This is a genomic window from Streptomyces sp. NBC_00887, from assembly GCF_045207585.1.
The window spans coordinates 6678976-6691591 of the sequence record NZ_CP108788.1; the positions used below are offsets into that span (position 1 = coordinate 6678976).

Annotated in this window: 11 protein-coding genes and 1 riboswitch; all 11 genes read left to right on the forward strand. The window is 69.7% G+C overall.

Features of this window, described 5'->3' with window-relative positions; translation table 11 throughout:
• Nucleotides 1-121: 121 nt before the first annotated feature.
• The 11 genes from OG844_RS30570 to OG844_RS30620 all read left to right on the forward strand — a co-directional run bounded on the left by OG844_RS30570 (nucleotide 122) and on the right by OG844_RS30620 (nucleotide 12583).
• Nucleotides 122-778, forward strand: a complete 657-nt coding sequence (locus OG844_RS30570; RefSeq protein ID WP_406394626.1) for a SurA N-terminal domain-containing protein — start codon at nucleotides 122-124, stop codon at nucleotides 776-778.
• 59 nt (nucleotides 779-837) lie between these two features.
• The gene (locus OG844_RS30575; RefSeq protein ID WP_406394628.1) at nucleotides 838-1824 is read left to right on the forward strand and encodes a nucleoside triphosphate pyrophosphohydrolase; all 987 of its coding nucleotides are present in this window, start codon (nucleotides 838-840) and stop codon (nucleotides 1822-1824) included.
• Nucleotides 1821-3128: a cytochrome P450 gene (locus tag OG844_RS30580; RefSeq protein WP_406394629.1), complete on the forward strand. Its 1308-nt coding sequence runs from the start codon at nucleotides 1821-1823 to the stop codon at nucleotides 3126-3128. Before OG844_RS30575 ends, OG844_RS30580 begins: the two co-directional genes overlap by 4 nt.
• Before the next feature lie 105 nt (nucleotides 3129-3233).
• Complete coding sequence (locus OG844_RS30585; protein ID WP_406394631.1) at nucleotides 3234-4184, forward strand: transglycosylase family protein; 951 nt, start codon at nucleotides 3234-3236, stop codon at nucleotides 4182-4184.
• Between the two features lie 289 nt (nucleotides 4185-4473).
• Nucleotides 4474-4644: riboswitch (cyclic di-AMP (ydaO/yuaA leader) on the forward strand.
• Nucleotides 4645-5334: a transglycosylase family protein gene (locus OG844_RS30590; RefSeq protein ID WP_406394632.1), complete on the forward strand. Its 690-nt coding sequence runs from the start codon at nucleotides 4645-4647 to the stop codon at nucleotides 5332-5334.
• Between the two features lie 340 nt (nucleotides 5335-5674).
• Nucleotides 5675-6961, forward strand: coding sequence for a phosphopyruvate hydratase (eno, locus tag OG844_RS30595; protein WP_351182490.1), 1287 nt, complete (start codon nucleotides 5675-5677; stop codon nucleotides 6959-6961).
• Between the two features lie 109 nt (nucleotides 6962-7070).
• Nucleotides 7071-7541, forward strand: a complete 471-nt coding sequence (locus tag OG844_RS30600; protein ID WP_406394634.1) for a septum formation initiator family protein — start codon at nucleotides 7071-7073, stop codon at nucleotides 7539-7541.
• A gap of 46 nt (nucleotides 7542-7587) precedes the next feature.
• Nucleotides 7588-8118: a DUF501 domain-containing protein gene (locus OG844_RS30605; RefSeq protein WP_406396319.1), complete on the forward strand. Its 531-nt coding sequence runs from the start codon at nucleotides 7588-7590 to the stop codon at nucleotides 8116-8118.
• Between the two features lie 137 nt (nucleotides 8119-8255).
• Complete coding sequence (locus OG844_RS30610) at nucleotides 8256-9197, forward strand: exopolyphosphatase (protein WP_406394635.1); 942 nt, start codon at nucleotides 8256-8258, stop codon at nucleotides 9195-9197.
• Between the two features lie 448 nt (nucleotides 9198-9645).
• On the forward strand, nucleotides 9646-11031 hold the full coding sequence (locus tag OG844_RS30615; RefSeq protein ID WP_329210266.1) for an NAD(P)/FAD-dependent oxidoreductase: 1386 nt from the start codon (nucleotides 9646-9648) through the stop codon (nucleotides 11029-11031).
• A gap of 253 nt (nucleotides 11032-11284) precedes the next feature.
• Complete coding sequence (locus OG844_RS30620; protein WP_406394636.1) at nucleotides 11285-12583, forward strand: class I SAM-dependent methyltransferase; 1299 nt, start codon at nucleotides 11285-11287, stop codon at nucleotides 12581-12583.
• The last annotated feature ends 33 nt before the right edge of the window (nucleotides 12584-12616 follow it).

Genomic DNA, 12616 nt, shown 5'->3' on the forward strand with positions numbered 1-12616 from the left:
CGCATCCCCAACTCCTCCCGAATCGTTGGTCGAATCAGTGGCCCGAACCCCTTCCACTGCCTAACATCGATCACCGCAAGGCCTTGTGCACTGATGCACAAACTCTCCCCGGGAGGCTCCTTTGCACCGCCGACGTCGCACCGCGCTCGCCGTATCCGTCGCCACGCTCGTCGCGGCGCCCCTCCTGACCGCCTGTGGCAGCGAGGCGCACCCAGGCGCCGCAGCCGTGGTCGGCGGGGACCGGGTCGACATGTCCACGGTCCAGGACCAGGCGTCGGAGGTGCGCACGGCGCAGGAGCGTTCGCCGCAGTCCGCGCAGCTGGTGGAGAAGTCCGGGCAGCTCACCCGGGCCAAGCTGCACGGGATCGTGTTCGGGATGGTCCTGGACCGGGCCGCGAAGGACGCGGGGGTGACCGTCAGCCGCAAGGAGATCCAGCAGATCCGCCGGCAGGCCGCCGCGCAGTACGGCGGTGACAAGGGCCTGCAGAGCGTGATGCTGGAGCAGCGCTGGGTCGCCCCGGACCAGATCGAGGGCGATCTGCGCAAGGAGGTCCAGCTGCCGAAGCTGGCCCAGGCGCTCGGCGCCGACCTGCAGACCCCCGCCGGACAGCAGGTCGTCGGCGAGGCTCTCACCAAGGCGTCGAAGGCCCTGCACGTCGACGTCAACCCTCGCTTCGGTTCCTGGGACGACAAACAGGTCCAGCTGAGCACCTACAAGGCTCCGTGGATCAACCAGGTCACCGAGTTCCAGGAGCAGGAACCCCGGTCGGGCGCCTGACCGGGCGCCGGAGCCGGGGGCCAGGGCCGGGAGGCTCCCGGCCGGGGTAGGTTCCAAGGGTGAACGCTGAAGCCCCCGGCCGTATCGTCCTGCTCACCGCCAGCCACCGGGTCGCGCCCGGTCTGCTGTCCTGGCCCGCCTGGCAGACGCTGCAGGCCGCCGACGGGGTGCTCTGCGCCGAGCGGGACCATCCGCAACTGCCGTACCTGCGCGAGGCCGGGGTCGTGGTCGAGCACGTCGCACCGTCGGCCGAGGAGCTCGTCGACGCCTGCGCGGGCGGACGGACCGTGGTGGTCCTCGTGGGCGGCGAGGGCAATCAGCCGCTCACCGACGGCCTGGCCCGGCTCGGCGGTTCGGGCCGGGTGCAGATGCCGGACCTGGAACTGCTGCCCGGCTCCTACGACCTGCCGGGCGCCCGGCTCCTCGATCTGGTCCAGGTCATGGACCGGATCCGGCGGGAATGCCCGTGGACCTCGCAGAAGACGCACAAGGGTCTCGCGAAGTACGCCATCGAGGAGGCGTACGAACTGGTCGAGGCCATCGAGGACGGCGACCGCGAGGAGCTGCGCGAGGAGCTCGGGGACGTTCTGCTCCAGGTCGTCTTCCACGCCCGGATCGCGCAGGAGGACCCGGACGAGCCCTTCGCCGTCGACGATGTCGCGGCCACGATCGTGGACAAGCTGATCCACCGTCATCCGCATGTCTTCGGCGACGAGACCGCGGAGACCCCGGAGGACGTCCACGCGCACTGGCTGCGGACCAAGGCGATCGAGAAGCAGCGGGATTCGGTCACCGACGGGGTGCCCCTCGGCCAGCCCGGTCTGGCCCTGGCCGCCAAGCTGGGCAGTCGGGCCCGTACAGCCGGGCTCGATGTCGCGCTCCCGGAGGGCGACTCGGTCGGCTACCGGCTCCTCGCCCTCGCCGTACGCGCCGAACAGGACGGCACGGACCCGGAGGCAGCCCTCAGGGCCGCCGCCCGTACCTACCGGGACGCGATCCGGGCGGTGGAGGGGCACGGGGGCGCTCCGGATAACGTCGAGGAGTGAACGACAGCCCCGCCGACATCCCCGCGCCCGGCACACCACCGGACGCCGCGCCCGAACTCTTCACGTGGGAGTTCGCCACCGACCCGTACCCCGCCTACGCCTGGCTCCGCGAGCACAGCCCCGTGCACCGCACCGCGCTGCCCAGCGGTGTCGAGGCCTGGCTGGTGACCCGGTACGCGGATGCCAAGCAGGCCCTCGCCGACACCCGGCTCTCCAAGAACCCGGCGCACCACGCCGGGTCGGCGAACGCCAAGGGGAAGACGGGCATCCCGGGGGAGCGCAAGGCGGACCTGATGACGCACCTCCTGAACATCGACCCGCCGGACCACACCCGGCTGCGCCGGCTCGTCTCCAAGGCGTTCACCCCGCGCCGGGTCGCCGAGTTCGCGCCGCGCGTGCAGGAGCTGACGGACCGCCTCATCGACGCGTTCATCGAGGAGGGGAAGGCGGACCTCATCCACGACTTCGCCTTCCCGCTCCCCATCTACGCGATCTGCGACCTGCTGGGGGTGCCCCCGGAGGACCAGGACGACTTCCGGGACTGGGCGGGCATGATGATCAGGCACGGCGGCGGTCCGCGCGGCGGGGTGGCCAGGTCGGTCAAGAAGATGCGCGGCTACCTCGCTGAACTCATCCAGCGCAAAAGGGAGAATCCCGGCGACGACCTGATCTCGGGACTCATCCGGGCAAGTGACCACGGCGAGCACCTCACCGAGAACGAAGCCGCGGCGATGGCCTTCATCCTGCTGTTCGCCGGTTTCGAGACCACGGTCAACCTCATCGGCAACGGCACCTACGCCCTGCTGCGCAACCCGGAACAGCGCGAGCTGCTCCAGCGCTCGATCGAGGCCGGGGAGACGGCGCTGCTGGCCACGGGGATCGAGGAGTTGCTGCGGTACGACGGTCCGGTGGAGCTCGCCACCTGGCGGTACGCCACCGAACCCGTGACGCTGGGCGGGCAGCGCATCGAGGCCGGGGACCCCGTTCTCGTGGTGCTGGCCGCCGCCGACCGGGACCCGGAGCGATTCCGCGATGCGGACACGCTGGATCTCGCTCGGAGTGACAATCAGCACCTCGGGTACGGGCACGGCATCCACTACTGCCTGGGGGCACCGCTGGCCCGGCTGGAGGGCCAGGCGGCGTTGGCGACGCTGCTGCGACGCCTCCCCGACCTGCGGCTCGCTGCGGAACCTACCGATTTGCGATGGCGGGGCGGGCTCATCATGCGCGGACTGCGCACTCTTCCCGTGGAGTTCGATCCCGGACACCGCGCCGAAAAAAGTGACACTCTGTCAACTCTGTGACTTTCACGTGATCTCCGCTGCATCGACTTGTGACACACGTTCGAGTGCGGCTAGGTTCACCGTTCGACTCACCAGTCACACGTCAGTCACACGGAAGGCAATCCCATGGGCTCCGCGAACGGCAGACACCGTCGCCCTCGGCAGGCACCCGCCATCGTCGTCGCCGCAGGCGTCACAGGGTCGGCCATCGCCATCCCGCTGCTCGGCGCGACCGGTGCGCACGCAGCCGACGCCTCGACCTGGGACCGGGTCGCCGAGTGCGAGAGCGGTGGCATGTGGAGCGCCGACCTCGGCAACGGCTACTACGGCGGCCTGCAGCTCTCGCAGGACACCTGGTCGGAATACGGCGGCACGGCGTTCGCGCCCCGCGCCGACCTGGCCAGCCGCTCGCAGCAGATATCCGTGGCGGAGAAGGTGCTCGACGACCAGGGGGTGACGGCGTGGGCCAGCTGCGCGGTGATCTCCGGGCTCGCGCTCGACAACACGCTCCCGGGTGTCGACCCGGGCAGTGAGCCGACCACCGAGCCGTCGGACACAGCGACCCCGTCCGACGACGCGTCGGCCACCCCCTCGTCCGATGCGTCGGGCAACGCGAGCGGGAACAGGAACACGGACAACCGCGGTGGCGAAACCGGCAAAGCCGACAAGTCGACCGGATCCGACAAGCCTGACTCCTTCCCCTCGCCCGAGACGTCCGAGACCTCTGACGGCTCGACGGGAGCGCCGGGCGGCAAGCACCGCGGCACCCCGGCCCCGGAGGCGAGCGCCGGAACGGGCTCGACGGACGGGCGCGAGTCCGGCCGGCACGCGTCGCGCGGTGACGCCGACGCGCGCGACGGCGGCGACGGCACCTACACCGTCCGCACGGGCGACAACCTCTGGGCGATCGCGGACGCGCAGGAACTGCCCGGCGGCTGGACGGCGCTCTACGAGGCCAACAAGGACGAGCTGGGCTCCGACCCGGACCTGATCCTTCCCGGACAGAACCTCGACCTGGGCGCACAGGCGGACGAGAAGACCGCCGGGGCCGGTGCGGAAGCCGCTGCCGGCAACTGATCCAATTCGGGAAAACACCCCAAATCCGGGGGCAGTTCAGAGGCCTATGTCCACTTATGTCTAAGTGAGACATGGGTCTCTTTGCGTCAACTCACGCTTCTTGCCCGCCCGGTTCGCCGGCGATGCCTCCGACCTGCGAAAACGATCCTTCACCTGGTGCGGGTAAGGGCTGATTGTCCGTGATGTCCATCTTTGAATGTGGGGGTTGCCTATGTCTACGGTCGGAACCGCTCGCACCGCGGGCACCTTCGACCGTCACGCCGAATCCTGCCGTCGGTCGAAGGGATCGACGCGTAAAGCGCCGTAGGCAGGAGCGGGGGACCCAGGTAAGTGCCGGACCCGGCCGTCGGAAGACGGGCGAGGGCCGGCTCGGGGTGAAGTCGCTTGCCAGTGCGAGCGACCGGGCAACTCACAGGCCCGAACCCGACAGCTCACCTCGTAGGCGTCGGTGAGGAGAACCATGCTGCTTTCGAGCAAGGGCAAGCACCGTCGCCCGTCCAAGGCCGTCCGTATCGCCACCCTGGCCGGCGTCACCGGTGCCGCGGTCGCCGTCCCGCTGATGGGCGCGACCGGTGCCTCCGCCGCCTCCGTCGCCACGTGGGACGCCGTCGCGCAGTGCGAGTCCGGTGGCAACTGGTCCATCAACACGGGCAACGGCTACTACGGCGGTCTGCAGTTCTCGCAGTCCAGCTGGGCAGCCGCCGGCGGTACGCAGTTCGCCGCCCGCGCCGACCTGGCCAGCAAGGCCCAGCAGATCACCGCAGCCGAGAAGCTCCTCGACCTGCAGGGCCCGGGCGCCTGGGCCTGCGCCGGCGCCGGCGGCCTGACCGACGACGGTGTGGACCCGGGTGTCGACGCCTCCGCGACGGGCGCCGACAAGGCCGCCCAGCCGGAGCGCAAGGCCGAGCAGCCCACCACGCGCAGCGAGAAGCGCACCGCCCCCGAGGCGTCGAAGACCGTCACGACCCCGACCGGCGACAAGGTCAAGAAGGGTGACGGCGAGTACAAGGTGAAGGCAGGCGACACCCTGAGCACGATCGCCGACGCGAAGAAGGTCAAGGGCGGCTGGCAGAAGCTGTTCAAGCTCAACGACGACATCGTCGAGGACGCCGACCTGATCTTCCCGGGTCAGCAGCTCCACCTGAAGTAGTCCCGGGTCTCTCCTCCCCGAAGGCTTCAGGGCCGCGGGAGGGTGTCCGGCGGCACCCGACGCGTTCCCTCCCGGCCCGGCGCACTCACCCCCGTGTGCGCCGGGCCGGGGTCGTTTCCGCGGTGTGCCGCAGGGGCGCACCGCGGACGGGATCGTTCAACTCTTGTGGTTACTGGTCAGTAGATTTCTGGACCTTTGCCCGGAATGCAGGCCCTTGGGTCCTTTTTCGTCCCAGGGGACGGGCGGTCGGCCGATGCAGGGGGCCGAGCCGGTTAGGCTCGGGGCGCAAGGCCACAGTGACCCTGCACAACCAGCGTCATATCCCAGAAGGAGATGCCTCGTGCCGTCCATCGACGTCGTCGTAGCCAGGGAAATCCTCGACTCCCGGGGCAACCCCACGGTCGAGGTCGAGGTTGGCCTCGACGACGGCAGCACGGGACGTGCTGCCGTTCCGTCCGGCGCCTCCACCGGTGCGTTCGAGGCCATTGAGCTTCGCGACGGTGACCCCAACCGCTACCACGGCAAGGGTGTCGAGAAGGCCGTCCTCGCCGTCATCGAGCAGATCGGCCCGGAGCTCGTCGGTTACGACGCCACCGAGCAGCGCCTCATCGACCAGGCGATGTTCGACCTCGACGCCACCGAGAACAAGGGCTCCCTCGGCGCCAACGCCATCCTCGGCGTCTCGCTGGCCGTGGCCCACGCCGCGTCCGAGGCGTCCGACCTGCCGCTGTTCCGCTACCTCGGCGGCCCGAACGCGCACCTGCTGCCCGTTCCGATGATGAACATCCTGAACGGCGGCTCGCACGCCGACTCCAACGTGGACATCCAGGAGTTCATGATCGCGCCGATCGGCGCCGAGTCCTTCTCCGAGGCCCTTCGCTGGGGCGCGGAGATCTACCACACGCTGAAGAAGGTCCTGAAGACCAAGGGCCTGTCCACCGGTCTCGGTGACGAGGGCGGCTTCGCCCCGAACCTCGAGTCCAACCGCGCCGCCCTGGACCTGATCCTCGAAGCCGTCAAGGAAGCCGGCTACGTTCCGGGCCGCGACATCGCGCTCGCTCTCGACGTCGCCGCGTCCGAGTTCTACAAGGACGGCGTCTACGAGTTCGAGGGCAAGTCCCGCTCGGCCGCCGAGATGACCGAGTACTACGAGGAGCTCGTCTCCGCGTACCCGCTGGTCTCCATCGAGGACCCGCTGTACGAGGACGACTGGGCCGGCTGGAAGGTCATCACCGACAAGCTCGGCGGCAAGGTGCAGATCGTCGGTGACGACCTGTTCGTCACCAACCCCGAGCGCCTGGCCCGTGGCATCGAGGAGGGCTCGGCCAACGCCCTGCTCGTCAAGGTCAACCAGATCGGTTCGCTGACCGAGACCCTGGACGCCGTCGAGCTGGCCCAGCGCAACGGCTTCAAGTGCATGATGTCCCACCGCTCCGGTGAGACCGAGGACGTCACGATCGCCGACCTCGCCGTCGCCGTGAACTGCGGCCAGATCAAGACCGGCGCCCCGGCCCGCTCGGACCGTGTCGCCAAGTACAACCAGCTGCTGCGCATCGAGGAGATCCTCGACGACGCCGCGGTGTACGCGGGCCGTTCCGCGTTCCCGCGGTTCCGCTTCGAGGGCTGAGACCCCGACAGCAGGAGCTGAACCTCCCTTCGGGGCACCAGCCTCCGTCCGTCCCCGCACTCGGTCCCGTACCGTGTGCGGGGACGGACCTGCGTAATGGGGAGGCGAGATGGCCGGGAAGGACCGCGACCGGTTCTCCACCGCGACCAGGCTGCGGCTGCTCGGGGAGCAGACCGCGGCCCGCGTGTACCGGTCGCAGAACCGCCGCCAGGCCCGCCGCTCCCGGCTCACGGGCAGGGCCGCGTTCCTGGTCCTGATCGTCTGCTCCCTGGTCGTCGCCCTCGCCTACCCGATGAGGCAGTACATCTCCCAGCGCGACGAGATCGCCGATCAGGAGAGGCTCACGCAGGAGGCGCACCGCCGGACCGAGGAGCTGCGCGACGAGAAGGCGCGGCTCAAGGACGACGCGTACATCCGGCGACTTGCGCGCCAGCACCTCCACTACGTCATGCCCGGGGAGACCGGCTATACGGTGATCGACCCGGACGCGGTCGAGGTGCGCCGCGGCGAACCGGGTGCGACGGGCAGGCCCTGGCACTCGAACCTCTGGGACGGCGTCGACAGTGCCGACCGCGGCTGACACCGTTCCCGTTCACACAGACCGATCGATGACATTCAAGGCAGGCATGGACACGCCCCCTCCGCAGACCGAATCCACCGCGCCCACCGAGGCGGACATCGCCGCGTTCGAGCAGCAGCTCGGCCGGCCGCCGCGCGGGCTGCGCGCCATCGCGCACCGCTGCCCGTGCGGCAACCCCGACGTGGTGGAGACGCAGCCCCGTCTGGAGGACGGCACGCCGTTCCCGACGACGTTCTACCTGACCTGTCCGCGTGCCGCGTCCGCGATCGGCACGCTGGAGGCCAACGGGGTCATGAAGGAGATGACCGAGCGCCTCACGACGGACCCGGAGCTGGCCGCCGCGTACCGGGCCGCGCACGAGGACTACATCGCGCGCCGCGATGCCATCGAGGTCCTGGAGGGCTTCCCCAGCGCCGGTGGCATGCCGGACCGGGTGAAGTGCCTGCACGTGCTGGTCGGTCACTCGCTGGCGGCGGGGCCCGGCGTCAACCCGCTGGGCGACGAGGCCATCGCGATGCTGCCGCAGTGGTGGGCGAAGGGTCCGTGCGTGTCGCCGTGCGGCTCCGAAGGGGCCTGACCTCCCGCACCCCGGGGCTCGGCCCCGCACCCCGCTCCTCGAGAGGCAGGAGGGGCTCGGTCGTACGGCCGACCCCTCCTGCGATGCGGGAGCGGGTCGGGGGCGGAGCCCCCGCAACCACGACCACAGGAGCTCCCATGACCCGTGTTGCCGCCATCGACTGCGGTACCAACTCCATCCGCCTGCTCGTCGCCGACGCGGACCCCGTGTCCGGCAGCTTCACCGAACTCGACCGCCGGATGCGGATCGTGCGGCTAGGTCAGGGCGTCGACCGCACCGGGCGGCTGGCCCCGGAAGCTCTGGAGCGCACCTTCGCCGCCTGCCGCGAGTACGCCGCGGCGATCAAGGAGCTCGGCGCCGAGAGGATCCGTTTCGTCGCCACCTCCGCGTCCCGCGACGCGGAGAACAGTGCCGTGTTCGTCCAGGGTGTCCTGGACATCCTGGGTGTCGAGCCCGAGGTCATCAGCGGTGACCAGGAGGCGCAGCTCTCCTTCGACGGCGCCACCAAGGAGCTGGCGGGCAGCGACCATCTGGAGAAGCCCTATCTCGTCGTGGACATCGGCGGCGGCTCCACCGAGTTCGTCGTCGGCGACGACACCGTCCGTGCGGCCCGGTCCGTGGACATCGGCTGCGTACGGATGACCGAGCGCCACCTCGTCGAGGACGGCGTGGTCGTCGACCCGCCCACGCCCGGCAGGATCGCCGCGATCCGCGCGGACATCGACGCGGCCCTCGACCTGGCCGAGGAGGCCGTGCCGCTCGCCGAGGCGGCCACACTCGTCGGCCTGGCCGGCACCGTCACCACCGTCGCCGCGATCGCGCTCGGTCTGCAGGAGTACGACTCCGGGGCCATCCACCACTCCAGGATCTCCTTCGACCAGGTCCGGGACATCACCGGACGGCTGCTCTCCTCGACGCACGAGGAGCGCGCGGCGATCCCCGCGATGCACCCGGGACGGGTCGATGTGATCACCGCGGGGGCGCTTGTCCTGCTCGCGGTGATGGAACGGACCGGAGCCCGGGAGGTCGTCGTCAGCGAGCACGACATCCTCGACGGAATCGCCTGGTCGGCAGCGTGATCACAGCGCCGTGGGCCGATCGGTGAGATCGCGCTCATGCGCACTCCGGCCTGCACCTTTGAGCCTTCCGGGGGCTCTTGGGGCCGGTCGGCGGAGGCCTTCCGCGGGGCGCCGCGACGAACTTCGTGAACTTCTTCACAAGGAATTCGGCTCCACTGGGTGAAGTTCGGCTTCCAAGGGGCCGCGCGTGCACCCCGCAGGGCCCCGGTGCGGGGCTGCGGGCAGGTTTCGGGGGTGTGGCGCGCATGTGAAGCGGGGGCGTGGTTCAGGTCGCCCGGTGGCACAAGGGCCAGCTCACAAGTGGTGAACAACGTTCGCCGTGGCCCCGTGGTTCCCCTCCGGAGCCATGACCTGGGTCACGTGGGCGGCGAAGTGTAGCAGAGGGTCGCGCATACCTTGTGAAGGGGCTCACGAGCGTGCCCCCCGAGGGGGGTGGATACTCGATGGCATGAGCACCACGGAGCGTCCCAGGATCCTCGTTGTAGGCGGTGGGTACGTAGGCCTGTACGCAGCTCGTCGCATTCTGAAGAAGATGCGGTACGGGGAGGCGACCGTCACGGTCGTCGACCCACGCTCGTACATGACGTACCAGCCCTTCCTCCCCGAAGCTGCTGCCGGCAGCATCTCGCCTCGGCATGTCGTCGTCCCGCTGCGACGCGTGCTGCCCAAGGCTGAGGTTCTCACCGGCCGTGTCACGACCATCGACCAGGACCGCAAGGTCGCCACGATCGCGCCGCTCGTCGGCGAGGCCTATGAGCTGCCCTTCGACTACCTGGTCATCGCGATGGGCGCGGTCTCCCGCACCTTCCCGATCCCCGGCCTCGCCGAGCAGGGAATCGGCATGAAGGGCATCGAGGAGTCCATCGGTCTGCGCAACCACGTCCTCGAGCAGCTGGACAAGGCAGACTCGACGACCGATGAGGACGTCCGCCGCAAGGCGCTGACGTTCGTCTTCGTGGGCGGCGGCTTCGCCGGTGCGGAGACCATCGGCGAGGTCGAGGACATGGCGCGCGACGCGGCGAAGTACTACACGAGCGTGAAGCGCGAGGACATGCGCTTCATCCTCGTCGACGCCGCCGACAAGATCCTTCCCGAGGTCGGCCCGAAGCTGGGCGCGTACGGCAAGGAGCACCTCGAGAGCCGCGGCGTGGAGATCTACCTCTCCACCTCCATGGACTCGTGCGTCGACGGTCACGTCGTGCTGAAGAACGGCCTCGAGGTCGACTCCAGCACGATCGTGTGGACGGCCGGCGTGAAGCCGAACCCGGCGCTGGCCCGCTTCGGTCTGCCGCTCGGTCCGCGTGGTCACGTCGACACCTCCGAGAAGCTCCAGGTGCAGGGCACCGACTACATCTGGGCCGCGGGCGACAACGCCCAGGTTCCGGACCTGGTCGGCCGCAAGGCCGGTAACCCGAACGCCTGGTGCCCGCCGAACGCCCAGCACGCCCTGCGCCAGTCCAAGGTCCTCGGCGACAACGTCATCTCCGGCATGCGGGGCTTCCCGCAGAAGGAGTACAGCCACGCCAACAAGGGTGCGGTCGCCGGTCTGGGCCTGCACAAGGGCGTCGCGATGATCGTCGTCGGCAAGGTGAAGATCAAGCTCAAGGGCCGTCTCGCCTGGTACATGCACCGTGGCTACCACGGCATGGCGATGCCGACCTGGAACCGCAAGATCCGGATCTTCGCCGACTGGACGCTGGCGATGTTCCTCAAGCGCGAGGTCGTCTCGCTCGGCGCCATGGAGACGCCGCGCGAGGAGTTCTACGAGGCGGCCAAGCCGCATCCCGCCCCGGTCGCAGCCAAGGCCGAGGGTGAGAAGGCCAAGGCCTCCTAGTACCTGTACGTCACCGAAGGGGTCGTCCGCCATCCGTGGTGCGGACGGCCCCTTCGGCATGTCTCCGGCGCGCCAAGTAGTGGGGTGCGCAGGCATTTTGCCGTTCCGTTGCCGTGGAGCGGGATTGCATGCCGGGCCGACCGCGTTGACGCAGATGTACCCGGCGGTGACTCCGAGGTGTCGCCGCCCGGTTCAGGCACGTGTATATGCGAATTTAGGCACGTCGGGAAACACCACCACGGAGGTGTGCGCCATGCCAGACGCCGCATCGCGGCTGACCGCTCTCGCCGAGGAGTTGCTGGGAGAACCCCTGCTGGTACGGATCCGGGCCTGGGACGGCAGTGAATCCGGGCCGCCGGGCGCGCCCGTCCTCATCCTGCGCCACCGCCGTGCCGTGCGCCGACTGCTCTGGAAGCCGGGCGAACTGGGCCTGGCCCGCGCCTGGGTGGCCGGTGAGATCGACATCGAGGGCGACCTCTACGCGGCACTCAACCATCTGGCCGGACTGCTCTGGGAGCGGGGTGCCGAAGCGAAGGACTCCGTCCATCCTGTCCGTGACCCGAAAGTCCGTGCGTTCGCCCGCGGCCTCGTCCAGCTCGCCGGGCCGTGGCCTCCGCCGCCTCCGCCCGTGGAGGAGGTCCGCCGCCGTTCCGGAGCGCTGCACACCAGGCGCCGCGACAAGGAGGCCATCAGCCACCACTACGACGTCGGCAATGACTTCTACGAACTGGTCCTCGGACCGTCCATGGTCTATTCCTGCGCCTACTGGCAGGAGGGCGGGACGCTCGAGGACGCCCAGCGCGACAAGCTCGACCTCGTCTGCCGCAAGCTCGCGCTGAAGGAGGGCGACCGCCTGCTCGACGTCGGCTGCGGATGGGGCTCCATGGCCATCCACGCGGCCCGTGAGTACGGCGCGAGGGTCACCGGGATCACCCTCTCCACCGAACAGGCCGCCTTCGCCCGCAAGCGCATCGCCGAGGAGGGCCTCACCGACCGGATCGAGATCCGGGTCCAGGACTACCGGGACGTCAGGGACGGCCCGTACGACGCCATCTCGTCGATCGGCATGGCCGAGCACGTCGGCTCCGTCCGCTACCGCGAGTACGCCGAAGACCTCTACGCCCTCCTCAGGCCCGGCGGCCGACTGCTCAACCACCAGATCGCCCGCCGCCCCGAGAAGGACGAGTCCGCTTACCACGTGGACGAGTTCATCGACGCGTACGTCTTCCCCGACGGGGAACTGGCCCCGGTGGGCCGCACGGTCGCCACCCTGGAGGAGGCCGGCTTCGAGGTCCGTGACGTCGAAGCGATCCGCGAGCACTACGCGCTGACCCTGCGTCAGTGGGTCGCCAATCTGGAGAAGCACTGGAAGCAGGCGGTACGGGTCACCTCGCCCGGACGCGCCAGGGTCTGGCGGCTGTACATGGCGGCCTCCGCGCTCTCCTTCGAGCACAACCGCATAGGCGTCAACCAGGTCCTCGCGGTACGTCCGCAGGAGGGCGGTCCCGCGGGCATGCCCCTGCGGGCCCGCGAGTGGACGGCGTCGGGCTGACGGCCCGCGGGAAAGACGAAAGGGGCCGGTGTC

Bases quoted from the DNA above. Each gene is read 5' to 3' on its own strand.
- OG844_RS30585 (WP_406394631.1), top strand. From the start codon at position 3,234: ATGGGCTCCGCGAACGGCAGACACCGTCGCCCTCGGCAGGCACCCGCC.
- OG844_RS30590 (WP_406394632.1), top strand. From the start codon at position 4,645: ATGCTGCTTTCGAGCAAGGGCAAGCACCGTCGCCCGTCCAAGGCCGTC.
- OG844_RS30600 (WP_406394634.1), top strand. From the start codon at position 7,071: ATGGCCGGGAAGGACCGCGACCGGTTCTCCACCGCGACCAGGCTGCGG.
- OG844_RS30605 (WP_406396319.1), top strand. From the start codon at position 7,588: ATGGACACGCCCCCTCCGCAGACCGAATCCACCGCGCCCACCGAGGCG.
- OG844_RS30610 (WP_406394635.1), top strand. From the start codon at position 8,256: ATGACCCGTGTTGCCGCCATCGACTGCGGTACCAACTCCATCCGCCTG.
- OG844_RS30615 (WP_329210266.1), top strand. From the start codon at position 9,646: ATGAGCACCACGGAGCGTCCCAGGATCCTCGTTGTAGGCGGTGGGTAC.
- OG844_RS30620 (WP_406394636.1), top strand. From the start codon at position 11,285: ATGCCAGACGCCGCATCGCGGCTGACCGCTCTCGCCGAGGAGTTGCTG.